At 63.8% G+C, this 25,377-nt stretch carries 25 protein-coding genes; 12 read left to right on the forward strand and 13 right to left on the reverse strand.

What is annotated here, in order from left to right:
* Positions 1–28: 28 nt before the first annotated feature.
* Positions 29–1,363, forward strand: coding sequence for an erythromycin esterase family protein (locus tag LLJ08_RS13080; protein ID WP_228207215.1), 1,335 nt, complete (start codon positions 29–31; stop codon positions 1,361–1,363).
* 62 nt (positions 1,364–1,425) lie between these two features.
* Here LLJ08_RS13080 and LLJ08_RS13085 read toward each other — a convergent pair whose 3' ends face one another.
* From LLJ08_RS13085 to LLJ08_RS13115, 7 genes are all read right to left on the reverse strand, one after another.
* Complete coding sequence (locus tag LLJ08_RS13085; protein ID WP_162488655.1) at positions 1,426–1,587, reverse strand: hypothetical protein; 162 nt, start codon at positions 1,585–1,587, stop codon at positions 1,426–1,428.
* 108 nt (positions 1,588–1,695) lie between these two features.
* Positions 1,696–2,235: a DUF2058 domain-containing protein gene (locus LLJ08_RS13090; RefSeq protein ID WP_014820031.1), complete on the reverse strand. Its 540-nt coding sequence runs from the start codon at positions 2,233–2,235 to the stop codon at positions 1,696–1,698.
* Positions 2,236–2,346: 111 nt separating this feature from the next.
* Complete coding sequence (gene mazG / locus LLJ08_RS13095; protein ID WP_228207216.1) at positions 2,347–3,177, reverse strand: nucleoside triphosphate pyrophosphohydrolase; 831 nt, start codon at positions 3,175–3,177, stop codon at positions 2,347–2,349.
* Between the two features lie 187 nt (positions 3,178–3,364).
* Positions 3,365–5,608, reverse strand: coding sequence for a GTP diphosphokinase (gene relA / locus LLJ08_RS13100; protein WP_003303988.1), 2,244 nt, complete (start codon positions 5,606–5,608; stop codon positions 3,365–3,367).
* A gap of 106 nt (positions 5,609–5,714) precedes the next feature.
* A complete protein-coding gene (gene rlmD / locus LLJ08_RS13105) occupies positions 5,715–7,067 on the reverse strand; it encodes a 23S rRNA (uracil(1939)-C(5))-methyltransferase RlmD (protein WP_228207217.1) in 1,353 nt (450 codons plus the stop codon).
* Between the two features lie 85 nt (positions 7,068–7,152).
* On the reverse strand, positions 7,153–8,055 hold the full coding sequence (gene cysM / locus LLJ08_RS13110; protein ID WP_045666620.1) for a cysteine synthase CysM: 903 nt from the start codon (positions 8,053–8,055) through the stop codon (positions 7,153–7,155).
* 115 nt (positions 8,056–8,170) lie between these two features.
* The gene (locus LLJ08_RS13115) at positions 8,171–9,064 is read right to left on the reverse strand and encodes an HTH-type transcriptional regulator ArgP (protein WP_042927996.1); all 894 of its coding nucleotides are present in this window, start codon (positions 9,062–9,064) and stop codon (positions 8,171–8,173) included.
* Between the two features lie 140 nt (positions 9,065–9,204).
* On the opposite strand from LLJ08_RS13115, the gene LLJ08_RS13120 reads away from it, so the two are divergent.
* The 5 genes from LLJ08_RS13120 (at position 9,205) to LLJ08_RS13140 (ending at position 16,325) form a co-directional block, all read left to right on the forward strand.
* Positions 9,205–9,831 (forward strand): trimeric intracellular cation channel family protein, encoded by a 627-nt coding sequence (locus tag LLJ08_RS13120; RefSeq protein WP_003283735.1) that lies wholly within the window; start codon positions 9,205–9,207, stop codon positions 9,829–9,831.
* A gap of 91 nt (positions 9,832–9,922) precedes the next feature.
* Positions 9,923–12,679, forward strand: a complete 2,757-nt coding sequence (locus LLJ08_RS13125) for a response regulator (protein WP_228207218.1) — start codon at positions 9,923–9,925, stop codon at positions 12,677–12,679.
* 71 nt (positions 12,680–12,750) lie between these two features.
* Entirely contained in the window at positions 12,751–14,733 is a 1,983-nt protein-coding gene (mnmC, locus tag LLJ08_RS13130) for a bifunctional tRNA (5-methylaminomethyl-2-thiouridine)(34)-methyltransferase MnmC2/FAD-dependent 5-carboxymethylaminomethyl-2-thiouridine(34) oxidoreductase MnmC1 (RefSeq protein ID WP_228207219.1), read from the forward strand.
* Between the two features lie 104 nt (positions 14,734–14,837).
* On the forward strand, positions 14,838–15,395 hold the full coding sequence (locus tag LLJ08_RS13135; RefSeq protein WP_044315308.1) for a Tll0287-like domain-containing protein: 558 nt from the start codon (positions 14,838–14,840) through the stop codon (positions 15,393–15,395).
* Between the two features lie 174 nt (positions 15,396–15,569).
* Positions 15,570–16,325 carry a sulfite exporter TauE/SafE family protein gene (locus LLJ08_RS13140; RefSeq protein ID WP_014820023.1) on the forward strand — a complete coding sequence of 252 codons (756 nt, stop codon included), beginning with the start codon at positions 15,570–15,572 and terminating at the stop codon, positions 16,323–16,325.
* On the opposite strand, the gene LLJ08_RS13145 is transcribed toward LLJ08_RS13140, so the two are convergent.
* Positions 16,319–16,555, reverse strand: a complete 237-nt coding sequence (locus LLJ08_RS13145) for a DUF1127 domain-containing protein (RefSeq protein WP_042928001.1) — start codon at positions 16,553–16,555, stop codon at positions 16,319–16,321. The genes LLJ08_RS13140 and LLJ08_RS13145 overlap by 7 nt on opposite strands.
* A gap of 96 nt (positions 16,556–16,651) precedes the next feature.
* Here LLJ08_RS13145 and LLJ08_RS13150 point away from each other — a divergent pair, with 96 nt between their 5' ends.
* On the forward strand, positions 16,652–17,506 hold the full coding sequence (locus tag LLJ08_RS13150) for a LysR substrate-binding domain-containing protein (RefSeq protein ID WP_003303972.1): 855 nt from the start codon (positions 16,652–16,654) through the stop codon (positions 17,504–17,506).
* A gap of 12 nt (positions 17,507–17,518) precedes the next feature.
* Here LLJ08_RS13150 and LLJ08_RS13155 read toward each other — a convergent pair whose 3' ends face one another.
* On the reverse strand, positions 17,519–17,896 hold the full coding sequence (locus tag LLJ08_RS13155; RefSeq protein ID WP_003303971.1) for a hypothetical protein: 378 nt from the start codon (positions 17,894–17,896) through the stop codon (positions 17,519–17,521).
* Positions 17,897–18,040: 144 nt separating this feature from the next.
* Between LLJ08_RS13155 and LLJ08_RS13160 the strand changes: the two genes are divergently transcribed.
* Positions 18,041–18,334: a hypothetical protein gene (locus LLJ08_RS13160; protein WP_014820020.1), complete on the forward strand. Its 294-nt coding sequence runs from the start codon at positions 18,041–18,043 to the stop codon at positions 18,332–18,334.
* Positions 18,335–18,350: 16 nt separating this feature from the next.
* Here the strand turns inward: LLJ08_RS13160 and LLJ08_RS13165 are convergent, their stop codons facing one another.
* The gene (locus tag LLJ08_RS13165; RefSeq protein WP_003303968.1) at positions 18,351–19,682 is read right to left on the reverse strand and encodes a DEAD/DEAH box helicase; all 1,332 of its coding nucleotides are present in this window, start codon (positions 19,680–19,682) and stop codon (positions 18,351–18,353) included.
* Between the two features lie 149 nt (positions 19,683–19,831).
* Here LLJ08_RS13165 and LLJ08_RS13170 point away from each other — a divergent pair, with 149 nt between their 5' ends.
* Positions 19,832–20,266: an anti-virulence regulator CigR family protein gene (locus LLJ08_RS13170; protein WP_228207220.1), complete on the forward strand. Its 435-nt coding sequence runs from the start codon at positions 19,832–19,834 to the stop codon at positions 20,264–20,266.
* A 46-nt stretch (positions 20,267–20,312) separates the two neighbouring features.
* Here LLJ08_RS13170 and LLJ08_RS13175 read toward each other — a convergent pair whose 3' ends face one another.
* Positions 20,313–20,633 (reverse strand): hypothetical protein, encoded by a 321-nt coding sequence (locus LLJ08_RS13175; protein WP_023447110.1) that lies wholly within the window; start codon positions 20,631–20,633, stop codon positions 20,313–20,315.
* A gap of 61 nt (positions 20,634–20,694) precedes the next feature.
* On the opposite strand from LLJ08_RS13175, the gene LLJ08_RS13180 reads away from it, so the two are divergent.
* The 3 genes from LLJ08_RS13180 (at position 20,695) to LLJ08_RS13190 (ending at position 22,706) form a co-directional block, all read left to right on the forward strand.
* On the forward strand, positions 20,695–21,603 hold the full coding sequence (locus LLJ08_RS13180; protein ID WP_228207221.1) for a LysR family transcriptional regulator: 909 nt from the start codon (positions 20,695–20,697) through the stop codon (positions 21,601–21,603).
* A gap of 28 nt (positions 21,604–21,631) precedes the next feature.
* Complete coding sequence (locus LLJ08_RS13185; protein WP_003303960.1) at positions 21,632–22,186, forward strand: peptidylprolyl isomerase; 555 nt, start codon at positions 21,632–21,634, stop codon at positions 22,184–22,186.
* Positions 22,187–22,283: 97 nt separating this feature from the next.
* Entirely contained in the window at positions 22,284–22,706 is a 423-nt protein-coding gene (locus LLJ08_RS13190; protein WP_228207222.1) for a DUF6306 domain-containing protein, read from the forward strand.
* A 9-nt stretch (positions 22,707–22,715) separates the two neighbouring features.
* On the opposite strand, the gene LLJ08_RS13195 is transcribed toward LLJ08_RS13190, so the two are convergent.
* Together LLJ08_RS13195 and LLJ08_RS13200 are read right to left on the reverse strand one after the other, a co-directional pair.
* A complete protein-coding gene (locus LLJ08_RS13195) occupies positions 22,716–23,846 on the reverse strand; it encodes a GNAT family N-acetyltransferase (protein WP_228207223.1) in 1,131 nt (376 codons plus the stop codon).
* Between the two features lie 83 nt (positions 23,847–23,929).
* On the reverse strand, positions 23,930–25,219 hold the full coding sequence (locus LLJ08_RS13200) for an OprO/OprP family phosphate-selective porin (RefSeq protein ID WP_228207224.1): 1,290 nt from the start codon (positions 25,217–25,219) through the stop codon (positions 23,930–23,932).
* Positions 25,220–25,377 lie beyond the last annotated feature (158 nt).

Below are 25,377 nucleotides of genomic sequence, written 5' to 3' on the forward strand. Positions count from 1 at the left end.
CGTATGCAAACACCATGGAGTCGGGAATATGAATGCCTCGCCTCTACGCATTACCGAACCGTCCGAAGAGCATTTGGTGAGCTTACTGCGCCAGCACGCCGAACCGCTGCCCGCTCTGGATGGCCCGCGCTTCGCCGATGCATTCGAACGCTTCGCCGACGCTCGGGTGGTGCTGATCGGTGAAGCCAGCCACGGCACCTCCGAGTTCTACCGCGCCCGGGCCGCGATCACCCGGCGCCTGATCGAGCGCCATGGTTTTTCCATCGTCGCGGTCGAGGCGGATTGGCCCGATGCCGCGCGAATCGACTGCTACTGTCGCCAGCGTGAATCGGTCGCCTGGACAGAGGATGCCTTCAAACGCTTCCCGACCTGGATGTGGCGCAATCGCGAAGTCGACGCTTTTGTCCGCTGGCTGCACAAGCACAATGCTGCACTTGATGCCGCACGGCGCGTCGAGTTTCGCGGCCTGGACGTCTACAGCCTAGGCAGCTCGATCCGCGAGGTGCTGCGTTACCTTGACCACACCGACCCTGAAGCCGCGGCGGATGCGCGCCAGCGCTATGGCTGTCTGAGCCCCTGGCAGGAAGACCCGGCCGACTACGGTCGAAACGTCATGCTCGGCCAGCCAACCTGCGAAAAGGCAGTGATCGAACAGCTGCAGGCCCTGCTCGCCCAGCGTCTCGAATATATTGGCCAGGATGGTGAACGCTTCTTCAACGCCGAGCGCAACGCGCGGGTGGTACTTGCCGCGGAGAGTTACTACCGGGCGATGTACCGCGGCTCGACAGAATCCTGGAATCTGCGCGACCGCCACATGTTCGACACCCTGCGGGCTCTGCTCGACCACCGCGGGGCAAACGCGAAAGCGGTAATCTGGGCGCACAACTCGCATATCAGCAATGCTGCGGCGACTTCGATGGGCTGGGGTGGCGAGTTCAACATCGGCGAACTCTGCCGCACCGCCTTCGGTCGCGATGCAGTGCTGATCGGCATGGCAACCGATCGCGGCGAGGTGGCCGCGGCGGCCAACTGGGACGAACCGATGCAAATCAAGCAGGTCATCCCGTCACGGTCGGACAGCTGGGAGCAGCTCTTTCTGCGCGCCGGCGTGCCGGCCTCGCTGACCGACTGGCGCAATGATCGCAGCGAATTTCGCAAGGCGCTCAGCCATCCACGGCTTGAGCGTGCGATTGGCGTCATCTACCGGCCGCTGACCGAGCGACAGAGTCACTACTTCCGCGCCATCCTTGCCGAGCAGTTCGATGCGTTGATCTGGTTCGACCAGACGCAGGCGGTGACGCCCATCGGCCCGCAGGACATCGATGCGAGCGTCGTACCGGATACTTACCCGTTCGGCGAGTAAGACGTCATCGCGGCGCCGGAGCGCTGCGACGCCGTCACGCAAGAAAGGGACAGTCGACCGGCTTATGCCACCGGCGCTGGCGGTGGCTGATCGGGCACGGTGGGCTCGCCGGGCTCGGACGGCTGGGTGGGAACGCCTGGCTCCTCCGGATCACCCGGAATGCCGGCGGCGTGCCAGCCATCGGTATCGGCGGCGTGGAAATAGCGATTCGATCGAGCGTCCATAACGTCCTCCACTGCATTAACCCGCAGCTGCGGGCTGGTCTGTAGTAGAGGTCGGGGCAGGCGCTTTCTATCCAACCTTCCGTCGGGCGGCCGACCTGCCCCAGCGGATTACCACATCAGGTCGTCCGGCACCTGATAGGCGGCGTAGGGATCGTCGGCATCCGGCTCCTCGGTGCGGATGTTGAGCTGCACCACCCGCTGCGGGTCGCGCTCCTGAATCTTAAGCGCCGCTTCACGCGGGATCACTTCGTAGCCGCCGCCATGACGAACGATTGCCAGCGAGCCGCTGGCCAGCTTTTCACGCATCAGCTTGTTCACCGACAGCCGCTTGACCTTCTTGTCGTCGACGAAGTTGTAGTAATCCTCGGTGGTCAGCTTCGGCAGACGGCTGGTCTCGATCAACTGCTTGATCTGCGCTGTACGGGCCTTCTGTTCGGCCTTTTGCTGCTGCTGGCGGTTGAGCTCCTGATCGCGGGCGATCTTTTCCGCCTGCGCCTTCAGTGCCGCTTCGCGCTGCGAATCGTCCTTCTCGACCTGGCCTTTCTTCTCCAGGCGCTGCTGCTTCTGCTTCTGCTTGACGGCCTGCTTGGCCTGCTTTTCGTTGACCAGCCCGGCTTTGAGCAGCTGATCACGGAGGGAAAGACTCATGTTTCGGCTCGTCTCGTCGTGAGTTCAAGTGGGACGCGGGTGGACGCTTCGGCCGCCCACCGAGCGGCATTGTGGTGGATGTGAAAAGCCACATCCACCCGGAAAGTGCAGTTAGGCGCAGGACGGCGATCGTTCGGCCTTCTTCGCCTCGCCCCAGAGCGCGTCAAGCTCTTCGAGATCGCAGTTCTCGATTGGCCGCCCCGCTTCACGCAAGGCCTGCTCGATGAAGCGAAAACGCCGCTCGAACTTGCCATTCGCGGCACGCAAGGCGTTCTCAGGATCGACCTTGAGATGCCGCGCCAGGTTGACCACAACGAACAGCAGATCACCCAGCTCTTCGGCAATGGCCTGCGGATCGTTCTCGCTCATTGCCTCCAGCACTTCGCCGAGTTCCTCGCGCACCTTGTCCACCACCGGCAGCGCCTCGGGCCAGTCGAAACCGACCTGCGCCGCACGCTTCTGCAGTTTCGCGGCCCGACTGAGCGCCGGCAGCGCGCTGGGCACGTCATCGAGCAGGGACAATTGTTCAGGTGCGGCGGCTTTCTCGGCACGCTCTTCGGCCTTGATCTCCTCCCAGCGCTGCTTGATCGCCGCTTCATCGAAGCGCGGCAGCTCCGGCGAGCCATACAGATCGCCATCGGGGAACACGTGGGGGTGGCGACGGATCAGCTTGCGGGTGATGGCATCGACCACCGTGGCGAACTCGAAGCGCCCTTCCTCCCGGGCCAGCTGGCTGTAGTAGACGACCTGGAACAGCAGGTCCCCCAGCTCGCCGGGCAGATGATCGAAGTCGCCGCTCTCGATGGCATCGGCCACCTCGTAGGCCTCTTCCAGCGTATGCGGCACGATGCTCGCGTAATTCTGCTGCAAATCCCAAGGGCAGCCATGCTGCGGATCGCGCAGCCGGGCCATCAGGTGCAGGAGATCGTTGAGTTGGTACATAGGATTCCTCAGCGAATCGAGGGCTGGTGAGGGACGCTGATGACATCACGGTGGATGTAAAAAGCGACATCCACCCTACGGTTCGGTCACGGGCCAAACGCCCCAAAAAAACCCGTATTGCATCGTAGGGTGGATGACGCTTCACCCATCCACCATGGCGCGGTTGGCGCCGCCTCTGTGCTGAGCCTTACGTCGCTCTTTGGCGCTTGGCTTCGATGATGTTCGGCAACTGCGAAATACGGCTGAGCAGGCGACCCAGCGCGTTCAGCCCGGGAATCTCGATGGTCAGCGTCATCTGCGCGGTGCTGTCTTCCTTGTTCGAGCGGGTGTTCATCGACAGCACGTTGATGCGCTCGTTGAGCAGCATCTGCGAGATGTCACGCAGCAAGCCGGCGCGGTCGTAGGCGCGGATCATGATTTCCACCGGATAGGTCTTCTCCGGTACCGGCCCCCAGCTGACCTGGATGATCCGCTCCGGCTCGCGCCCGGCCAGTTGCAGCACGGACGGGCAGTCCTGACGGTGGATACTGACACCGCGGCCCTGGGTGATGTAACCGACGATGGGATCGCCCGGCAGCGGCTGGCAGCAGCCGGCCATCTGCGTCAGCAGGTTGCCGACGCCCTGGATCTGCACGTCGCCGCGCTTGCCCGGCTTGTACGGCGCCGAGCGCCGCGGAATCAGCTCCAGCTGGTCGTAACCGCGCTCCGGCTCGACCAGCTGTTGCGCCATGTTGACCAGGTGCGCCAGGCGCAGGTCACCCGCGCCAAGCGCCGCGAACATGTCCTCGGCGTTCTTCAGGTTGGCCTTTTCAGCCAGCTTGTCGAAGTCCACCGGCGGCAGATCCAGACGTCCCAGTTCGCGCTCCAGCAGCGCCTTGCCGGCGGCGACGTTCTGGTCACGAGCCTGCAGTTTGAACCAGTGGACGATCTTCGCCCGCGAGCGTGAGGTGGTGATGTAGCCCAGGTTCGGGTTCAGCCAGTCGCGGCTCGGCGAGCCGTGCTTGCTGGTGATGATCTCCACCTGCTCGCCGGTCTGCAGGCTGTAGTTGAGCGGCACGATGCGCCCGTTGATCTTGGCACCGCGACAGTTGTGGCCGATCTCGGTATGCACTCGATAGGCGAAGTCCAGCGGCGTGGCGCCCTTGGGCAGATCGATGGCATGGCCGTCCGGGGTGAACACGTAAACTCGATCAGGCTCGATATCCACCCGCAGCTGGTCGGCCAGGCCACCGATGTCGCCGAGCTCTTCGTGCCATTCGAGCACCTGACGCAACCAGGCGATCTTCTCCTCGTAATGGTCGGAGCCGGAATTGACATCGGTGCCCTTGTAGCGCCAGTGCGCGCAGACGCCCAGCTCGGCCTCTTCGTGCATGGCGTGGGTGCGAATCTGCACCTCCAGCACCTTGCCCTCCGGGCCGATCACCGCGGTGTGCAGCGAGCGATAGCCGTTCTCCTTGGGGTTGGCGATGTAGTCGTCGAACTCCTTCGGAATGTGCCGCCACAGGGTATGCACGATCCCCAGCGCGGTGTAGCAATCGCGAACTTCCGGCACCAGCACGCGAACGGCGCGAACGTCGTAGATCTGGCTGAACTGCAGGCCTTTCTTCTGCATCTTTCGCCAGATGGAATAGATGTGCTTGGCACGCCCGTCGATGTCGGGCTGAATGCCGGTCGCAGTCAGTTCGTCCCTGAGCTGCTGCACGACGTTCTGGATGTACTGTTCGCGATCGAGGCGACGCTCGTGCAAGAGCTGGGCGATCTGCTTGTACTGCTCGGGCTCGAGGTAGCGGAAAGACAGGTCCTCCAGCTCCCACTTGATATGGCCGATGCCCAGGCGATGGGCCAGCGGCGCGTAGATGTCGAAGACTTCGCGGGCGACGCGCTGGCGCTTCTCGTCGTCGGCCAGCTTGACGGCACGGATGGCACAGGTGCGTTCGGCCAGCTTGATCAGCGCGACGCGCACGTCATCGACCATGGCCACCAGCATCTTGCGCAGGTTTTCCACCTGCGCCTGGGAGCCGAGCACGAGCGATTCGCGTGGGTTGAGACTGGCGCTGATCGCCGCCATGCGAAGCACGCCTTCGACCAGCTTGGCCACCACCGGGCCGAAACGCTGGTTCACATCGGCCAGCTGGATCTTGCCTTCGCGCACGCCACGGTAGATAACGGCGGCGACCAGGCTGTCCTGGTCCAGCTTGAGGTCGGCGAGTATCTCGGCGATCTCGAGGCCGATCTGGTAGCTGGAGGTGCCTTCACTCCAGAGGTTCTGCGCCGCATTGGCCTGCTGTTCCGCCTCGCGGGCAAACTCGCAGGCCTCCTTAAGAGCCGCGCGGTCGAGTGCCGGGTCCATCCCCAGCACATGATCGAGCCAGCCATCCAGGTTGATACTACCGTCCGTATTGATCGGCTGAAGCGCTCTGACCTGTACCATCTAAACCTTCCCTTCCGCGCAGCTAATGCGCCATGAACGCCGGCATTCTGCGTGCCGGTCGGTTGAACCACAGGCAATTCGCCTGTCAAGAATGCAGCGTCGAGCGCTAACCCCGCTCGAACAACGCCATGGCCTCGACGTGGGCGGTCTGCGGGAACATGTCCAGCACACCCGCACGCTTCAGGCGATATCCCTGGCTGGCCAGCTCGCGCGCATCGCGCGCCAGGGTGGCCGGATTGCATGAAACATAGACCACGCGCCGCGCCTTCAGCTTCGACATTTGTCGAACGATTTCCAGCGCGCCGTCGCGCGGCGGATCGAGCAGCACCGCGGCAAAATCATTGCGCGCCCAGGGTGCGTCAGCCAGCGGCTTCGACAAGTCGGCCCGATAAAAGTGCGCGTGCGCCAGAGCATTACGACGGGCATTTTCCTGCGCCCGCGTAACCATCGTCTCTACACCCTCGACACCCACTACTTGAGCGCCCGAGCGCGCCAGCGGCAGGCTGAAATTGCCTAGCCCGCAGAACAGATCAAGCACTGTCTCATCCCGGCCGACGTCCAGCCATTCCAGAGCCTGAGCGACCATCGCATCATTGACCGGCGCGTTGACCTGGACGAAATCGCCCGGACGCCAGGCCAGCTCCAGATCCCAGGCATCCAGTCGGTAACCCAGCGTCGCCGCGGGATCATCCGATTCAGGCTCACCTTCGCCCTGCCACCAGAGCTGCGCTCCATTGACGGTGGCGAAGCTGCGCAAACGTCCCACGTCTGTTTCCGACAAGGCTGCGGTGTGGCGGATCAGCACCGCCTCGGCCGTACCACTGAAGAGTTCGACGTGGCCGATAACCTGCGGCTTGCTCAGATCACGCAATGCAGCCAGCAATGCCGGCAGCAGCGACTGCAAGGGCTGTACCAGAACCGGGCATTCACTGATGGAGACGATTTCCTGGCTGGCGCTGGCGCGGAAACCGATGTCCAGATGCTTGCGCTTGACGTCCCAGCGCACCGCCAACCGAGCGCGACGGCGATAGCCGAAAGCCGGTCCCACCAGCGGCTCGGCCCATACCTCCGGCTGCAGATCGGCCACCCGCGCGAACTGCTCGGCGAGCGTGTGCTGTTTCAGCGCAAGCTGATCGGCGACGGGCACATGCTGCAGGTTGCAGCCGCCACATCGGCGAGCATGCGGACAGGGTTCGGCCCGACGCTGCGCACTGGCCTGGAGCACGCGCTCGCAGCGCGCTTCGACGATCTGACTGCGCGCAGCCAGCACGCGCGCCTCGACCTCTTCGCCAGCCAGCGCGCCTTCGACGAACCAGGTGCGCCCCTCGATGAAGGCAATGCCGCGCCCATCATTGGCCAGTCGCTCGATAATCAGGCGCTGCTTCTTGCCGACCGGCACCTGGGGCTTGCGCTCGCCGCCGCTAGGTTGAAAGCGCAGAGCGCCGCTACGTTTGGCCATCAGCTGAAACCTGCGCTGTTGTGTTCGTTGAAAATGTCATGGGCGACGCAATGCGGCGCGTGGGAGCGCACCGCTGATGCGCGAGTCAATTGGGCGCGTCATACACACCGGTCGACAGATAGCGGTCGCCGCGGTCGCAGATGATCGCCACGATCACCGCGTTCTCGACCTCCTGCGACAGACGCAACGCCGCGGCAACGGCGCCACCGGAGGACACGCCACAGAAGATGCCTTCTTCGCGGGCCAGACGGCGCATGGCCTGCTCGGCCTCGGCCTGCGACATGTCGACGACGCGGTCGACGCGCTCGGCCTGATAGATCTTCGGCAGGTATTCCTGCGGCCAGCGGCGGATGCCGGGGATAGCCGCCCCCTCCATCGGCTGCAGCCCGACGATCTGCACCGCGGCGTTCTGCTCCTTGAGGTAGCGCGAGACGCCCATGATGGTTCCGGTGGTACCCATGGAGCTGATGAAATGGGTGATGCTGCCGTGAGTCTGCCGCCAGAGCTCCGGCCCCGTGCTGTTGTAGTGCGCTTCCGGGTTGTCGCCGTTGGCGAACTGATCGAGCACCTTGCCGCGACCTTCAGCCTGCATCTTCAACGCCAGGTCGCGGGCACCTTCCATGCCCTCTTCCTTGCTGACCAGGATCAGCTCGGCGCCATAGGCGGTCATCGCCGCCTTACGCTCGGCCGTGGAGTTGTCCGGCATGATCAGGACCATCCGATAGCCCTTGATCGCCGCCGCCATGGCCAGGGCGATCCCGGTATTGCCGGAGGTCGCCTCGATCAGGGTATCGCCGGGCTGGATGTCGCCGCGCATCTCGGCACGGTTGATCATCGACAGCGCCGGGCGATCCTTGACCGAACCGGCCGGATTGTTGCCCTCGAGCTTGACCAGAATGGTGTTGCTGGTCTTACCCGGCATCCGCTGCAGGCGAACCAGCGGGGTGTTGCCGATGCAATCGGCAATGGTCGGATAGTGTGTAGTCATGGCGTCGCACGGCAGCGGAAAAGGTTGCCATGATACCGGCAACGCTCGACGACGGGCAGACCGTCTCTGCCTGTCCGGCACGACATCGGCTCACCCACCGCCCCTCCCGATCAGGCTATGGCCGCGCGAGGATCTTCGGCGCCGCTTCGATGATCTGCCGCGAAAGGTGCTCCATACGCGGTGATTGCACCTTCCAGGTGTGCCAGTAGAGGGCAATTTCCAGCGGTTCGTCGGCCGCCAGATCGACCACCTCGCCAGTCTGCAGCGCATCATGCAGCAACAGTTCCGGCACCATCCCGTACCCCAGCCCGAAGCGAATCGCGCTGAAATGCGGTTCGGCACCGGGGACGAAATGGCAGGGATAGGCGCCGTCCGGCAGCCCGAAGCGGCGCAGCAGGAACGACGACTGCAGGGTGTCCTTGCGCGTGTAGGCAACCACCGGCGCCTTGCGTGCCGCGTTGCGGGTCAGCCCATTGGCGAAGTGCTTCTGCCGGAACTCGCTGGATGCCACCAGTCGGTAACGCATGCTGCCCAGCGGGCTGGCCGTGCAGCCGCGCATCGGCTTGGGCTCGGTGCTGATGCAACCGATCGCCAGCCCCGTCTCCAGTAGGCTGTAGGTGTGATCCTGGTCCTCGACGGTGAGATCGAGCAAGACCCGCTCGCGGATCAGCACCTCGGCCAGCGCCGGGAAGAACCAGGTGCCCAGGCTGTCGGCATTGAGCGCCGCGACCACGACCAGTGGCGCATCGCTGCGCTCGGCGAGGTCCGCCAGCAGATCGGCCTCGAGCAGGGTGGCGCGTTTGAGGTACTGCAGCAGGCGCTGACCGGTTTCGGTGGGTCGGCAGGGTCGACTGCGCACAACCAGCGCGCTGCCCAGCGCACTCTCCAGTGCGCGCACCCGCTGTGAAATCGCCGGTGGCGTCAGGTGCAGGCGCTGTGCAGCCTGTTCGAAGCTGCCAGTACGGATCACCGTGCGAAACGCTTCGGTCTGCTTCGGATCGAGATTCATGCGGCCTGCCGATTAAGAAAATGTTTGGATGGCCTAAAAATACTTAGCCACGACAAATTTAGCCAGCATTGCTCCATAATCGCGCATCCCTTGCTGCAGCGCCCCACTGGCGTGCAGCCCAGCCCGTCCGGAGTATCGTCGTGGAACTGCTGCACACCATCTACCTGATCGCCATCACGGCCGAAGCAATGTCCGGCGCCATCATGGGCATGCGCCGCGGCATGGACCTGTTCGGCATCTGCCTTCTCGGCACCGTGACGGCGCTGGGTGGCGGCACCGCGCGGGACGTGCTGCTCGGTCATTATCCGGTCGGCTGGATCGCTCACCCGGAGTATCTGACCTTCACCATCGGCGCGGCGATCGTCACCGGCTTCATCGCCCGCCACCTGCATCACCTGCGCATGGTCTTCCTGCTGGTGGATGGCCTCGGCCTGGTAGCGTTCACCGTGATCGGTTGCGATGTGGCGATGGGCATGGGCGCGCACCCGTCCATCGTCGTACTGGCTGGCGTGATCACCGGCATCTTCGGCGGGCTGATGCGCGACGTGTTGTGCAACCAGGTGCCGATGGTCCTGCAGCGCGAGCTGTACGCCACCGTCGCGCTGTTCACCGGTGTCTTCTACGTCGGCATGCTGTGGCTGGAGATCAATACCACGCTGGCCACTCTGGCAGCATTGGGCAGCGGCTTCCTGTTCCGCGTCCTGGCGATGACCTTCCACTGGAAACTGCCGGACTTCAACGGCAAGGAAATCCGCGGCCTCGACTGAGGCTGCGACGCCACGGCTAGACCTGGCGTGCAGATTCCACCGAGCCGAGTCGCTACACTAGCGCGCTGCAATCAGGATCGGTGGACGGACTGTGCTGAAAGACCTAGGAATTCGTGGCCGCGTGCTGATGCTGACGCTGCTGCCCAGCACCTTGCTGGCGGTGGTGCTCGGTGCCTACTTCACCTGGATGCAGCTGTCCGAGATGCGCCACCAGCTCGACGAGCGCGGCCAGCTCATCGCCGAGCAGCTGGCGCCACTGGCCGCGCCCGCCATGAATCTGGGCTACGACAAACGCCTGCAGCGCATCCTGACCCAGGTGCTGGATCAGGCCGACGTCCGCGCCGTGACCATTCTCGATCCCGAACGCGTTCAACGCGTACACGCCGGCCCGCGCATGCTGACCCCGCCTCCGCCGAGCGATCCGGAGAGCCTGACCCGCGTCAGCAGCATGGACCACACGCGCATTCTCATGCCGGTGCTCAGCCGCCACCTCAACCTCGCCGACGAAACCCGCGGACCGGACGAAAAGCTGATCGGCTGGCTGGAGCTGGAGCTGTCGCACCACAACACCCTGCTGCGTGGCTATCGCAGCCTGCTGACCAGCCTGTTTCTGGTGAGTGCCGGCCTGATCATCACCGCCCTGCTGGCTCTGCGCATGAGCCGCGCCATCAGCCTGCCGCTGCAGCGTGTCAAAGGCGCCGTCGCGCAGCTCAAGGACGGCCACCTGGAAACCCGCCTGCCACCATTGGGCAGCCATGAAATGGACGAGCTCGCGTCCGGCATCAACCGCATGGCCGAAGCACTGCTCAGCGCCCGTGAAGAACTGCAGCAGAGCATCGACCAGGCCACCGAGGATGTGCAGCAGAACCTGGAAACCATCGAGATCCAGAACATCGAACTGGATCTGGCGCGCAAGGAAGCTCTGGAGGCCAGCCGGATCAAATCCGAATTCCTCGCCAACATGAGCCACGAGATCCGCACCCCACTGAACGGCATCCTCGGCTTCACCCAGCTGCTGCAGAAAAGCGACCTCACTCCGCGCCAGCAGGATTATCTGGGCACCATCGAGCAGTCCGCCGACAGCCTGCTCGGAATCATCAACGAGATTCTCGACTTCTCCAAGATCGAGGCCGGCAAGCTGGTGCTCGACAGCGTCCCGTTCAACCTCCGTGATCTGATCGAGGACACACTGACCATCCTCGCCCCGGCTGCACACACCAAGCATCTGGAGCTGGTCAGCCTGGTCTATCGCGACACGCCGCTGTCGCTGCTGGGCGATCCGCTGCGCCTCAAACAGGTGCTGACCAATCTGATCAGCAACGCCATCAAGTTCACCAACGAAGGCACCATCGCCGTCCGCGCCATGGTCGAGGACGACAATACCGATCGCGCCCAGCTGCGCATCAGCGTGCAGGACACCGGCATTGGTCTGACCGATCAGGACCTGCGCGCGCTGTTCCAGGCCTTCAGTCAGGCGGACAACTCCATGTCGCGCCAGCCAGGCGGTACCGGCCTTGGACTGGTCATTTCCAAACGACTGATCGAGCAGATGGGCGGCGAGATCGGTGTCGACAGCATCCCCGACGAAGGCTCCGAGTTCTGGATCAGCCTCAGCCTGCCGAAGGCACGGGATGACATCGAAGACCTGCCGCACCCGGCCTTGCAGGGCCGGCGGATCGCATTGCTGGAGCAGCACCCACTGGCCCGCCAGGCATTGCAGCATCAGCTGGAAAGCCTCGGCCTCGAAGTGCATACCTTCGATACCCTCGACCAGATGCAGGAAACCATCAGCGCTCAGCGCCAGGGCAGCCAGCTGATCGACCTCGCCGTGCTTGGCGTCACCGGCCGCGAAATCGAGCCGGACGCGCTCAGCCGGCGCCTGATGGAGATCGAGGCGCTCGGCTGCAAATGCGTGGTGCTGTGCCCGACCACCGAGCAGGGCCACTACCACGACGCCCTCCCGGAAGCCCACAGCTATACCCAGCTGCAGGGCAAACCCGCCTGCACGCGCAAGCTGCAACGCGTACTGGTGGCGCTGGTACGCCCCAACCAAAGCTACCCGGAACCCACCGCAGCTGCGCCCGACCGGCCGGCACGTGTGCTTTGCGTGGATGACAATCCGGCCAACCTGCTGCTGGTAAAAACGCTGCTCGGCGATATGGGCGCCGAAGTCGTTGCGGTGGATAACGGCCCCGCCGCGCTGGAAGCGGTCAAGCAGCATGCGTTCGACCTGATCCTTATGGACGTGCAAATGCCCGGCATGGACGGCCGACAGGCCACCGAAGCCATTCGCCACTGGGAGCACACCAACAACAGCGCGCCGTTACCGATCATCGCGCTCACGGCTCATGCACTGGCGAATGAGAAACGCTCGCTGCTGCAGAGCGGCATGGACGACTACCTGACCAAGCCGATCAGCGACCGGCAGCTGGCCCAGGTGGTGCTGAAGTGGACCGGACTGGCCCTGCGCAGCCAGCCGCAGCGTGCAGCGGAGCCGCCGCAGCTGGCTGAACCGAGCCTGAAAGTGCTGGATGAGGAAGAAGGCCTGCGCCTGGCGGCAGGCAAGGCCGATCTCGCCGATGACATGCTCGGCATGCTGCTGCAGTCACTGGAAGGCGACCGCCGAACCATTCGCGAAGCCCGCCAGGCAGGAGATCGCCAGGCGTTGATCGAGCGGGTACACCGCCTGCATGGCGCCACCCGTTATTGCGGCGTGCCGCAGTTGCGCAACGCCTGTCAGCAGAGCGAGACCCTGCTCAAGCAGAACCATCCGGACAGCGAGGCCGCGCTCGATGAGCTGGACGCAGCCATCAGCCGCCTGGAGCAGGAAATCCAGGTCGACGGCTGATCGACCGTGCCGGGTGCTTCATCTGCGCCCGGCGACGCCCATCGCGTTGCACCGTTCTTTCAGGAACCAGCATGAACGACCACCCCGCTTCCGACGCCTTCCAGCATGCCGAACTCGACTGGGACGAGAACGGCCTGCCGCAGTCCCGCCAGTACGGCGACGTGTACTTCTCCCGCGCCAGCGGCATGGCCGAGACCGAACATGTGTTCCTCACGCAGAACGATCTGCCCCAGCGCTTCGCCGCGCTACTGGACAACCAGCGCCTGGTGATTGGTGAGACCGGCTTCGGTACCGGGCTGAACTTTCTTTGTGCGTGGCATCTGTTCGAGCGCGTAGCCCACCCGCAGGCGCGGCTGCACTTCATCAGCGTCGAAAAGCACCCGCTGACCCGCGAGGACCTGCAGCGCGCACTGGCGCTGTGGCCGGAGCTGCGAGAGCAGTCCGAGCAACTGCTGCAACAGTACGTGGCGCTGAATCCGGGCTATCAGCGTTTCGTCTTCGCTGGCGGCCGCGTTGTTCTGACCCTGCTGATCGGCGACGTGCTCGAATGCCTGCCGAGCCTGGATGCGCAGGTCGATGCCTGGTTCCTCGACGGCTTTGCCCCGGCGAAGAATCCGCAGATGTGGCAACCGATGCTGTTCGCCGAGCTGGCCAGACTTTCCGCGCCCGACGCAACGCTGGGGACGTTCACCAGCGCCGGCTTTGTGCGGCGCGGCCTGATCGAGGCCGGCTTCGACATGCAGCGGGTGCCCGGCTACGGCCACAAACGCGAGATTCTGCGCGGGCGCCTGCGAGCCGCCAACGGCAGCATTTCGGACAAGCCCTGGTTCGCTCGCCCGGGCTATACGACGGCCGAACGCCACGCGGTAATCATCGGCGCCGGCCTGGCCGGCTGCGCGACGGCTGCATCGCTGGCCGCTCGCGGCTGGAAGGTGACCGTCCTCGAGCGCCACGCCGCGGCGGCACAGGAAGGCTCAGGCAACCCGCAAGGCGTGCTCTACCTCAAGCTTTCTGCCCACGGCACCGCACTGTCGCGGCTAGTGGTCAGCGGCTTCAGCTACACGCGCCGGTTGCTGAGCAATCTGCAAGCAGGCCAGGACTGGCAGGCATGCGGCGTACTGCAACTGATCTACGACGAAAAGGAGCGCGAACGCCAGGCCGAGCTGGCGGCAGCCTTCCCGGCCTCGCTGGTCCATCCGCTGTCGCGCGAAGCCGCTGAGGCGCTGGCAGGAGTGGCCCTGGCCGAGGGCGGATTGTTCTACCCCGAAGCCGGCTGGGCCAACCCACCGGCGCTATGCCAATGGCTGCTGCGGCGACCGGGAATCGAGCTGTACAGGCATCATGAAGCGCTCGAATTGCGCCGCAACGGGCAATCCTGGCAGGTGCTCGACGGCCAAGCATTGTTGGCCGAAGCGCCCGTGGTGGTCCTGACCGGCGCGGCGGACGCCGCGCGTTTCAGCCAGAGCGCCTGGCTGCCGCTCAAGCGTATTCGCGGGCAGATTTCCTGCCTGCCGGCAAACACCCAGAGCGGCCAGCTGCGCACCGTGCTGTGCGCCAAGGGCTACGTCGCGCCACCCCGAGATGGCACGCACACGCTGGGTGCCAGCTTCAACTTCCAGCAGACCGACGATACCCCCAGCGTCGCCGAACACCAGGCGAATCTGGAAATGCTCGAGCAGATTTCCGCGGATCTGTACCAGCGTCTGCAGGCGGACCCGCAACGTACCGAGGAGCTGGACGGGCGCGTGGCATTTCGCTGTACCAGCCCGGACTATCTGCCGCTGATCGGGCCACTGGCCGAGCCCGAGGCCTTCGCCGAAACCTATGCGGCGTTGGGCAAGAACGCCCGTCAGTCGCTGCACGCGCCCTGCCCGTGGCTCGACGGGCTCTACGTCAATACTGCACATGGTTCGCGCGGAATGATCAGCGCCCCGCTGTCCGGCGAGCTGCTGGCCGCCTGGCTGGACAACGAACCGTTGCCGCTGCCTCGGGACGTCGCCGAAGCCTGCCACCCCAATCGTTTCCTGCTACGCAAGCTGATTCGCGGCACCTGAGACGTTCCGATGCCCGAGCCGCTGCCTACCGCAGGCTGTGGCTTGCATCGTGCGTTGCCTGCACGGATACTCCCCCCACTATATTTCACATCCTGGGAGGCATCATGAAATCACTGTCTTTGCTGACGCTCGGCTGGTTTGCATTGCAGGCCCACGCCGCGCCTGACGTCGATACCGAGCAGCTGCGCGGCGAGGCTGCCAGCCTGATTCCACCGTTCCAGCAGCAGTTGCTTGGCACGGTCAAGCAGGCGATGGCAGACGGTGGCCCGGCGGAAGCCGTCAAGGCATGCCGTCTTCTCGCGCCGGAAATCGCCAGCCAGCATAGCCAGGCGCCCTGGAAGGTAGGCCGCACCGCGCTGAAGCTGCGCAATCCGGACAACGCGCCAGACACCTGGGAGCGCTCGGTGCTGGAGCAGTTCGCCAAGCGTTCGGCTGCAGGTGAACCGATCGAACAGCTCAAGCATGGTGAGATAGTGGCAGGCGAGTACCGCTACATGCAGGCGATCGGCACCGCTGAGGCCTGCCTGGGTTGTCACGGCGAAAAGATCAAGCCGGAGCTGGTGGAGCTGATCGACCGGCACTACCCGCAGGATCAGGCCCGCGGGTTTCGCGAGGGCGATCTGCGCGGCGCCTTCACCCTCAGCCGTGCCCTGCCACGCTGATAGGCCTTACACTCCGTCGGCGGGTGCGTGGCACCGCTGCGACCCGCCGTTCATCCAAAGGAACGCTCGCCAGCGCGAGCGTACCAACGATGGACGATGGAACGCTGACGACGGAGCACGCATGCAAACCGATACGGTCCCTACCATTCCCCTGACATCCGGCAGCTTTGCCTGATGGACGTTCTACTGCTGGAAGCACTGGGCATCGGCCTCATTCTCGGCCTCTTGCTTGGCCTCACCGGCGCCGGTGGCTCGTTGGTCGCCCTGCCCCTGCTACTCAGCCTGCACCTGCCATTGCGCGATGCCATCGGCGTCAGCCTCGGTGCGGTGGCCATGTCCGCACTCATCGGCGCGATTCCGCGGGCGCGGCTCGGCCAGGTCGCCTGGCGCCCGGTCATGCTGCTGGCCGTCTGCGGCTTGCCGGGCAACGCTGCCGGTCAATGGCTCGGGCAGTTCATACCGGAGCGCGCACTGATCATCGGTTTCTGCCTGTTGGTGCTGTGGTCCGCCTGGCGCATGTGGCGCGGCGCCAACCTGCCGGCCAAGGAGAACGTCGAGGACCGACAGCTGGCGCTGCTGGGCATCGGCGTTGGCGTTGGCCTGCTCTCCGGGCTGATGGGTGTCGGCGGCGGCTTTCTCATCGTCCCGGCGCTGCTCTGGTTTACTTCGCTATCGCTGCTCAGCGCCATGGCCACATCGATGGCGGTGATCGCCGTCGTCAGCGGCGGTGGCTTCCTGCTCTACCTTACCGATGCCGAGCCACCACTACCGCTGCTCGGCGGCCTGGCGCTGGGCGGTGCCTTCGGCGTGCTGGCCGGTAACCGTCTGGCGCAATACCTCAACAGCAGTCTGCTGCAGCGCCTGTTCGCGCTCATGTTGGTCACCGTCAGCCTGTCGCTGGGGATTCAAAAGCTGGTGCTGGGTCACTGACGATCAGGGTCGTCCCAGAACGGCCGGTTCGCCTCCCATTCGATGTCGGCACGGCTGCGGCCGATGTCCTTGAGCATGTCGTCACCGAGCGCGGCCAGCTGGCGCCGTTGGCGTGCCAGTTCGTTCCAGCGCTGCAGCTTGTGCCAGGCCTGCAGCAGCAATCCCGGCGCGGGTGCCCGAAGTGCCTTCGGCAGATGGAAAGATTGCAAAGCGACTTTGTGCATGTTCATCACGACACCCTCCAGTTGGGTTGGCGTCAGTCTCGCGCCCGGATTAAGATCAATCCAACGAATGTTCCTGATGCCTTGCATCTCGAGGATTGATGAATGGCCAACTACCCGAATATCGACACCGAGCTGCTGCGCAGCTTCGTGGCCATCGCTGACCACGGCGGTTTCACCCGTGCCGCAGCCGCGGTGAACCGCACCCAGTCGGCGGTGAGCATGCAGATGAAACGCCTGGAAGAGGATGTATTGCAGCGTCCGCTATTCGAGCGCAACGGTCGGCAGGTCAGGTTTACTGCCGAGGGCCAGATACTGCTGGGCTACGCGCGGCGCATTCTCAAACTGCACGGCGAAGTCATGACCACCCTGCGCCAGCCACACATGGTCGGCGCGGTGCGCATCGGCACGCCGGACGATTACGTCATGCGTTTTCTACCCGGCATTCTTTCGCGCTTCGCCCAGGCGTATCCGCTAGTACAGGTCGAGGTGCATTGCGAACCATCGACCCAGTTGTTGCAGCGACGGGATCTGGACCTGAGCATCGTCACCCGCGAACCGGGCACCGAGATTGGCCAGTTGCTGCGCCAGGAGCACGTCGTCTGGGCCGCCGCCCCGGGCTTCGACCTGCATGAGCATCGCCCCCTGCCGCTGGCAACGTTCAATACCGATTGCTTCTGTCGCGCCTGGGTATGCAACGCGCTGGATGCGCGGGAAATCGAGTACCGGATCGCCTATAGCAGCCCGAGCCTGTCGGCGATCATGGCGATCGTGGGTGCAGGATTGGCGCTGACCGCACAGCTGCAGAGCCTGATTCCTGCCGATCTGCAGATACTCGGTGAAAAGGAGGGCCTGCCGCGCCTGCCTCAGACCAGCATCGTGCTGCTGCGCAACCCGCAGCAGCAGTCGCCGGTCAGCGAAACGCTCGCCGGCTACATCGCCGATGGCTTTCGCCTGTAACGACAACGCCGGTCATGGGCGTCCGGCCGCCATCTCGTCGAACACTTCCGGCACCAGCGCCGCATCGCCCTTGTCCGCCAGGTGCTGGCGCTGCGCCTCCTGCGGATCGTCGAGGATCGCCAGCAAGCGCGAGCCGCGCTCGGTCAGGACGAAGTTCTCGCCATTGCCGCCCTCTTCCTCGGGCCGCGAAACGATGAAGCCACCTTCGAATAGCAGACTTTCGTAGTCGGCCGCTTCGGCACGCAGGCTGTCCAGATTCGGCATCGGCTGACCTTCACTTTCCATCTGCGTCGCATGTTCTTCGGCGTAGTGGCGTGGCTTGAAACTGTCATTGGCGCCGCGTTGAACTTCATGCAACAGGCGCTGGATAAGGCCCCAGTTATAGCTCATGGTCGTTCTCCCTCAGCAGATGTTCGCCTCGCGAATGAGGCGCCTACTGATTGGGACCGTTCACCATGGCGACCGGTTCGTTGTCTGAACTAAAGCGGCTGCGCTGCGATCCACCGTACAGACCGATTGAACGAGGAGCGAGCCATGAAACTGCTGATGATTGCCCTGACCGCCGCCGCGCTGGCCAGCCCGACTGCGCACGCCGCGTGCACCCCGGACGAAGTGAATGCCAAGGCCGAACAGCTGGCTGAGCGCGTCAACCAGCTCACCGAGAGCAATCCGGAGCGCGCCAAGGAGATCAATGAGGAGATTCGCCAGATGGAAGCCAAGCGCACCGCCGACCAGTTGGGCGACGAGTGCGAGGCCTATGACAAGCGTCTGAAGCAGATCGAGGAAGCGGAACGCGAGGCAGATATGCCGGCTGACGCTCAGCGCTGAGGCTGAAGGCCGACGGTTACTCGGCCGTCGGCTTCTTGCGCTTGAGCGGCGCCATGCCATCCTGGCTCACCACCGGCGATGGTGACTCGCGCTTGGCGCCGTTCGGGCGCTTGCCGGCAGGTTTGGATTTCTTCTCGGTGCCTTTCTTCTTTTCGATCTTTTTCTTCTTGGTGCCAGCGGCCTTGCCCGACGCTTTAAGGTTCTTCGGGCCCATGTAGCTGCCTTTCAGCCCCTTGATCACCCGCCGCTCGAAACGCTGCTTGAGATAACGCTCGATGCTGGACATCAGGTTCCAGTCGTTGTGACAGATCAGCGAGATCGCCAGCCCTTCGCCACCGGCGCGCCCCGTACGACCGATACGGTGCACGTATTCGTCACCCGAGCGCGGCATGTCGAAGTTGATCACCAGATCCAGCCCTTCGATGTCCAACCCGCGCGCCGCCACGTCGGTCGCTACCAGCACCTTGACGCCGCCTTCCTTGACCCGGTCGATCGCCAGCTTGCGGTCTTTCTGGTCCTTGTCGCCATGCAGCACGAACGCCTTCACGCCCTCGGCAACGAGCCGGCCGTAGAGGCGGTCGGCCTGTACGCGGGTGTTGGTGAAGATCACTGCCTTCTTGTACGTCTCGTTGGCGAGCAGCCAGTGCACCAACTTTTCCTTATGTTCGGTGTTTTCGGCAGTGATGATCTGCTGGCGCGTGCCTTCGTTGAGTTCGCTGACGCGGTTGAGCTGCAGGTGCAGCGGGTCGCGCAGCACGCTGGCGGTCATCTCGCGCAGCGCGGCACCGCCACTGGTCGCGGAAAACAGCAGCGTCTGCTGGCGTTTGGCGCACTCGCCGACCAGACGCTGCACGTCCTCGGCAAAGCCCATGTCGAGCATGCGGTCGGCTTCGTCGAGGATCAGCATCTCGACATCCTTGAGGACCAGCGTGCCGGCATTAAGGTGCTCGATCATGCGCCCAGGCGTGCCGATGAGAATGTCCGGCACCTTGCGCATGACTGCGGCCTGGACCTTGAAGTCCTCGCCACCGGTAATCATCGCCGACTTGATGAAGGTGAATTGCGAGAAACGCTCGACCTCCTTCAGCGTCTGCTGCGCCAGCTCTCGGGTCGGCAACAGAATCAGCGCCCGAACATCGGTGCGCACCACGGCATCGCCAATCAGCCGATTGAGCATCGGCAGTACGAAGGCGGCGGTCTTGCCGCTGCCAGTCTGTGCCGTCACCCGCAGGTCACGCCCTTCCAGCGCCGGCGGAATGGCCGCCACCTGCACTGGAGTCGGCTCGACGAATTTGAGTTCGGCGACAGCCTTTAGCAGGCGTTCGTGCAGGGCGAATTGGTCAAACAAGGGAGCTACCTCGGAGGTCGAAAAAAACAATGGCATAGGGTAACTCGTCTGCCGGGCAAAGGCGCGTTCTGTAACGGTCGCCATGTTTTCCCAGGCAAACACAGGCTAAGCTGAGGAAATAGAAGCGGCTTAATACCCAAGAGGTTCGCATGATGTCCAAAAAGCGAGTGATACTGCTGACTGGCGCGCTTTCACTGGCGTTACACGCCACTGCCGGCGCAGCGCAGCCGAACAGTGATCACCCTGGCAAGGGCAAGCCCGACCGCGCACAACAGCATCAGCCTGCGGCACAGCAGCCGCATCGCTACCAGGGTCCGTCGGTGGACATCGGTTCGGTCCGCATCACCCTGCGTAGTCATCGCGATCTGCTAGCGCCGGTTTCGTCTCTGCCACCGGGCATCCAGAAGAATCTGGCGCGCGGCAAGCCGCTACCGCCGGGCATCGCCAAGAACATGGACAGCCGCCTGCTGGGACACCTGCCGCGCTACGAAGGCTACGAGTGGAAACAGATCGGCCGCGACGTGGTTCTGGTCGCCATCGCCACCGGCATCGTTTACGAAATACTCGAGAACATACTGGATTGATCGGTTCGCGTTCAGGCAGCCCGCGCGATGAGGGCAGCCTAGCGTCCTACTCTGGCTGGCAGGTCAACTTGATGCGCAGGCGAATCACGTCGCGCTTGAACTTGGACGTCAGTGCCTTGCGCTCACCTGGTTGCAACTCCGTGCGTCGCGTGCGCGGCGCTTCCGGGCCGTTCTGGAACACGGCGGTACACACCGCAGCCGTGCCCCCATAGTTGAGCAGCAGTAGCCCGGCGAGGTCACGATCAATGGTCTGCGGGGTGACGGTGATCTCCGCGCCGTTGAGCTGCTGCTCGACGTCTACCGGATAAGTGACCGCATTGGCCGTGAGTGGCAGCAAGGCGACGAGTAGGTAACCGATTGTTTTCATTTTGACTGGGCTCCTCTACAGAGTGGCCAGCCTAACAGACCTTGCTAAAGGAACCGAAGGAATGAAAGTGCCCCGTGTGACCCTCGATCAGTGGCGCACCCTGCAGGCGGTCATCGATCACGGCGGCTTCGCCCAGGCGGCGGAAGCGCTGCATCGGTCGCAGTCGTCGGTCAGCTACACCGTGGCACGCATGCAGGAACAACTGGGCGTGCCGCTATTGCGCATAGACGGGCGCAAGGCAGTGCTGACCGAGGCAGGAGAAGTGCTGCTGCGCCGGTCGCGACAGCTGGTCACACAGGCCAGTCAGCTGGAAGAACTGGCGCACCACATGGAACAAGGCTGGGAAGCCGAGGTGCGCTTGGTTGTCGATGCCGCCTACCCCAGCGCCAAGCTGATCCAGGCCCTCACCGAATTCATGCCGAAGAGCCGCGGCTGCCGGGTGCGCCTGCGCGAGGAAGTGCTCTCCGGGGTCGAGGAAGTGCTCAAGGACGGCACCGCGGACCTCGCCATCAGCGGCCTGGACATCACCGGCTATCTGGGCAGCGAGCTCAGTACCGTGGAGTTCGTCGCCGTGGCACACGCCAACCATGCCCTTCACCAGCTCGGACGCAAGCTCAGCGTGCAGGACCTGCAGAGCCAGATGCAGATCGTGGTGCGTGATACGGGCCTGCGCCAACCTCGTGATGCCGGATGGCTGGGTGCCGAACAGCGCTGGACGGTGGGCAGCCTGGCGACGTCGGTGGCCTTCGTCAGCAGCGGTCTGGGCTTCGCCTGGCTGCCCCGGCATCTGATCGGGCGCGAACTGACCGAGGGCATACTCAAGCCGCTGCCACTGGTCCAAGGCAGTATTCGCCGGCCACTGTTCTATCTCTACACTAACCACGACAGACCGCTCGGGCCGGCTACCCGGATTCTCATCGAGCTGATCAAGACGTACGATGCTGGCCAGGCCACTCCACTGGCCGACTGACAGCTTCCCCAACATCAGGAAAGACATCATGTTGAAACGCATTGCCCTCGCCGCCTGTACCGTTCTGCTGGCCGGCAACCTGTTCGCCGCGGAAAACCCTCGCGTACTGCTGACCACCAGCCTGGGCGAGATCGAGCTGGAGCTCGAAGCGGAAAAGGCACCGATCAGCGTCGAGAACTTCCTCGGCTACGTCGACAGCGGCTTTTATGACGGCACCGTGTTCCACCGCGTCATTCCGGGTTTCATGGTCCAGGGCGGCGGCTTCGGCGAAGGCCTGAACCAGAAGCCGACCAAGGCCCCGATCAAGAACGAGGCGGACAATGGGCTGCACAATGTGCGCGGGACCGTCGCAATGGCCCGGACCCAGAACGTGAATTCGGCTACCAGCCAGTTCTTCATCAACCATCGCGACAACGATTTCCTCGATCACGGTGGCCGCGACTTTGGCTACGCGGTGTTCGCCAAGGTCGTACGCGGCATGGAGGTGGTCGACCAGATCGCCCAGGTGCCCACCGGCAACCGCGCCATGATGCAGAACGTGCCGCTGACCCCGGTGAAGATCATCACCGCGAAGAAACTCTGATCCCCGAGGGGCCGGTTCACCGGCCCTTTTCATTTCTGCCGGCACAAACCCGGCTGCCGCCAGCGTGCGAAACCCTCGACCGACAGGAGATCGCGACATGACCGAACCACAAAGTCCACTGAACACCCCGGAAGGCGAAGCACAGCTGCTGCAGGACCTGCTCAGCGCGGAGCGCGCCGGGGCCAAGGTGGCCGGCGACTCGTTGCAACAACCCTGCACGCCCGAGCAACGGCAACTGCTCGAGCAGGTCCGTCAGGGCGAAATCGAAAGCTGCAAGTTGCTCCTCAACTGCCTGCAGCATCTGGGTCTGGAGCCCAACAAGGACACCGGCACCTTCTACGGCAAGGCGATGGCCATCGAATCGCTGGACGAGCGCCTGCCCTTCATCGACAGGGGCCAACAATGGGTGATCCGCAAACTGCGCGAGTACCTGCCGGGATGCCAGGACCCGCTGCTGCGTAGCGAACTGCAACGCATGCTGCTGATCCACGAGGAGAACAGCGCCGCCTCCCACGCCTGAGGCAAACGACTAGCTGCCGGCCTGCCGGTACGGCAGCGCCTGGCGCGCTGCTTCGGCGTAGGCCAGCACCCCCGCACGTTCCTGTCGCAGGAAATCCGCTACCGCAGCGCGCAAACCAGGGTGCTGCAGATAGTGCCAGGAGCGCGTGACCACCGGCTCGAAACCACGAATGAGCTTGTGCTCACCCTGCGCCCCCGCATCGAATCGCTCCAGGCCGCCCGCGATGGCCTGATCGATACCCTGGTAAAAGCACGTCTCGAAGTGCAGCCGGTCGAACTCCGCCAGACAGCCCCAGTAACGACCGTACAGGCCAGACGCACTGCGCAGGCTGAAGGCCATCGCCACCGGCCTCGAGCCCTGTAACGCCAGCACCACGCGAATCGCCTGCGGCATGCGCTCAGCCAGCAGGCTGAAGAATTGCCGAGTCAGATAGGGCGTCTGACCGCGGACCTGATAGGTGTTGGCGTAGCAGGCATAGACGAAATCCCATTCCGCCTCGCTGAGCTCGTGCCCATCGCGCCACTCGAAGCTGATGCCCTGCCCCGCCACCTGTTCGCGTTCCTTGCGCAACTGCTTGCGCTTGCGCGAGGTCAGTGCATCGAGAAAGTCCTGAAAATCGCGGTAACCACGGTTGTGCCAATGAAACTGGCAGCCGATGCGCTCCAGCCAGCCATCCCGCCCCGCCAGCAGCTGATCGGCCCGCGGCTCGCTGAAATTCACGTGGAGCCCCGACAGTTCCTGCCTTTCAAGCCCAGCGGTGAGTACATCGAGCAGCTCACCGGCAGCCTGTACGTCGCCCAGCAGGCGACTGCCGGTGACCGGGGTGAAAGGCACCGCGCAAAGCAGCTTGGGGTAGTAGGCGATGCCTGCCCGCTGGCAGGCATCCGCCCACGCCCAATCGAACACGTACTCGCCGTACGAATGAAACTTGCGATACAGCGGCAAGGCTGCCTGCAACGCGCCCTGCGGGTCGCGCAGCAGGAGATGGGCAGGTTGCCAGCCGCTACGCCCACCCACGCTGCCGCTGTCTTCCAGCGCGCAGAGGAAGGCGTGACGAAGGAAGGGCTGATCATCTCTCAGTAGCGCATCCCATTCGGCGGGAGGCAGTTCGGCGAGGCGGTACAGGGTCTGGATAGGCATGCGCGCAGTCTGGCCTGTCCCGCAGGCGAAAAAAAGCCCCGCCAGGGCGGGGCTCAATGGAGCATCACGGATGAGGTGATGTTTTAGAACACGTACTGGGCGCGCAGGCTGATGGCGTCGCCGTCGTCGTCGCCATTGGCGTTTACCACGTCGTCCACGCTGGTCTTCAGGTAGTTGGCCGAGAGCTTCACCGACTCGTTGGCGTACCAGTTGAGACCGATGGTGTGGGTCTTCGCACCAGCTTCTGCGCTGTCCAGCGCACCGACATAACCGCTCGGTGCAACACCGGTTTCATCGACGGTGATGTCGTCGAAGCGGTAGAACACTTCCCAGGCACCGATCTGCTTGTTCTCCGGCTTGATCTTGTCGAACTTGCCGCCATCGAGCTTGTAGGAACGCGACTCGCCGGTCAGAGTGTAGGCCAGCTGGACGTTGTAGCCGGACGCTTCCAGATCCTCGAAACCATCCTGAGCGTCGACAGTGCGGGTCAGGTATTCGCCCTGAACCGAGAACGGGCCGATCATGTAAGCCGCTTCCAGCCCCCAGGCCTGATCGCTGCCGTCGGTAACCGTGCCGCCGAATGTGGCACGGTTGCCGTTGGCGCTGTCTTCGGTAGTGCCACGCACGGACAGACGCGGACGGATGCGCTCCAGGTAACCTTCTTCCACGTCACGCTTACCGAAGCTGGCGCCGAGATGCAGCACCTGGTCCTTCTCGACGATCGGAGCTACCACGCCACGCAGCACGAAGCTGGTGTTGTTGGAGCCATCTTCGTCTTCCAGCATGTCGGCACCGGCACCGGCGTCCTGACGGTAAGCACCGGCTTCACCGTGGAACATTCCGACGGTGGTACGCACGCGGATGCCTTCGCCGTCTTCGTGGCTGTTCAGCCAGGGCGCCAGGTCATAGATCGCAGAGCGCTCGATGGCGGTGATCCACTTCGAGCTGACCGCCTCTTCCAGGCCGAATGTGGGGTTGATGCGGCCAACCGAAATCTGGACCGGCTCCCAGCCGTTGTAGTGGATGGCCAGTTCGTCCCAGTTGCTGGAATCGTTGGTGAAGTTGCGGTTGAAGGTGTAGCCCCAATCGGTGAAGGCAACACCGGAAATCTCCAGACGCGCACGACGGAAATAGGTCTCGTCTGCGCGCTCGCCGTTCTGGGTGTAGAAACCATCGAAGCTGTCGGCATCAGCCTGCAGGCGGCCATTGATCTTGAACGAGAACTCCTTGTCGGTGGTTCCGACCTCCAGGCCGCCCTTGGTCTTGATAACGAGATCGGCGCCGTCGGTGGTGACGGTACCGGCGAAAGCCTGGGCGGAAACGGCCAGAGCCAGAGCGCTGGCAGCGAAACCGGCGAAGTGCTTACGGATCATCCAAAATTCCCCTTTATGTTTAGCGTCGGAAACACACGAGATGGGCTCTTTGTGTTGGGGGGAATCTTGGCGACGGCGTATGTCAGCCAAATGGCTGATATGTAAAGCTTTTGTGACAGCGGAACTTTCCGTGGAGCCGCATCACAGAGCGGCTGCGG

The organism is Stutzerimonas chloritidismutans (assembly GCF_020783375.1).
GTDB lineage: Bacteria > Pseudomonadota > Gammaproteobacteria > Pseudomonadales > Pseudomonadaceae > Stutzerimonas > Stutzerimonas kunmingensis.

Bases quoted from the DNA above. Each gene is read 5' to 3' on its own strand.
- LLJ08_RS13080 (WP_228207215.1), top strand. From the start codon at position 29: ATGAATGCCTCGCCTCTACGCATTACCGAACCGTCCGAAGAGCATTTG.
- LLJ08_RS13085 (WP_162488655.1), bottom strand. From the start codon at position 1,587: ATGGACGCTCGATCGAATCGCTATTTCCACGCCGCCGATACCGATGGC.
- LLJ08_RS13090 (WP_014820031.1), bottom strand. From the start codon at position 2,235: ATGAGTCTTTCCCTCCGTGATCAGCTGCTCAAAGCCGGGCTGGTCAAC.
- mazG (WP_228207216.1), bottom strand. From the start codon at position 3,177: ATGTACCAACTCAACGATCTCCTGCACCTGATGGCCCGGCTGCGCGAT.
- relA (WP_003303988.1), bottom strand. From the start codon at position 5,608: ATGGTACAGGTCAGAGCGCTTCAGCCGATCAATACGGACGGTAGTATC.
- rlmD (WP_228207217.1), bottom strand. From the start codon at position 7,067: ATGGCCAAACGTAGCGGCGCTCTGCGCTTTCAACCTAGCGGCGGCGAG.
- cysM (WP_045666620.1), bottom strand. From the start codon at position 8,055: ATGACTACACACTATCCGACCATTGCCGATTGCATCGGCAACACCCCG.
- LLJ08_RS13115 (WP_042927996.1), bottom strand. From the start codon at position 9,064: ATGAATCTCGATCCGAAGCAGACCGAAGCGTTTCGCACGGTGATCCGT.
- mnmC (WP_228207219.1), top strand. From the start codon at position 12,751: ATGAACGACCACCCCGCTTCCGACGCCTTCCAGCATGCCGAACTCGAC.
- LLJ08_RS13135 (WP_044315308.1), top strand. From the start codon at position 14,838: ATGAAATCACTGTCTTTGCTGACGCTCGGCTGGTTTGCATTGCAGGCC.
- LLJ08_RS13140 (WP_014820023.1), top strand. From the start codon at position 15,570: ATGGACGTTCTACTGCTGGAAGCACTGGGCATCGGCCTCATTCTCGGC.
- LLJ08_RS13145 (WP_042928001.1), bottom strand. From the start codon at position 16,555: ATGAACATGCACAAAGTCGCTTTGCAATCTTTCCATCTGCCGAAGGCA.
- LLJ08_RS13150 (WP_003303972.1), top strand. From the start codon at position 16,652: ATGGCCAACTACCCGAATATCGACACCGAGCTGCTGCGCAGCTTCGTG.
- LLJ08_RS13155 (WP_003303971.1), bottom strand. From the start codon at position 17,896: ATGAGCTATAACTGGGGCCTTATCCAGCGCCTGTTGCATGAAGTTCAA.
- LLJ08_RS13160 (WP_014820020.1), top strand. From the start codon at position 18,041: ATGAAACTGCTGATGATTGCCCTGACCGCCGCCGCGCTGGCCAGCCCG.
- LLJ08_RS13170 (WP_228207220.1), top strand. From the start codon at position 19,832: ATGATGTCCAAAAAGCGAGTGATACTGCTGACTGGCGCGCTTTCACTG.
- LLJ08_RS13175 (WP_023447110.1), bottom strand. From the start codon at position 20,633: ATGAAAACAATCGGTTACCTACTCGTCGCCTTGCTGCCACTCACGGCC.
- LLJ08_RS13180 (WP_228207221.1), top strand. From the start codon at position 20,695: ATGAAAGTGCCCCGTGTGACCCTCGATCAGTGGCGCACCCTGCAGGCG.
- LLJ08_RS13185 (WP_003303960.1), top strand. From the start codon at position 21,632: ATGTTGAAACGCATTGCCCTCGCCGCCTGTACCGTTCTGCTGGCCGGC.
- LLJ08_RS13190 (WP_228207222.1), top strand. From the start codon at position 22,284: ATGACCGAACCACAAAGTCCACTGAACACCCCGGAAGGCGAAGCACAG.
- LLJ08_RS13195 (WP_228207223.1), bottom strand. From the start codon at position 23,846: ATGCCTATCCAGACCCTGTACCGCCTCGCCGAACTGCCTCCCGCCGAA.
- LLJ08_RS13200 (WP_228207224.1), bottom strand. From the start codon at position 25,219: ATGATCCGTAAGCACTTCGCCGGTTTCGCTGCCAGCGCTCTGGCTCTG.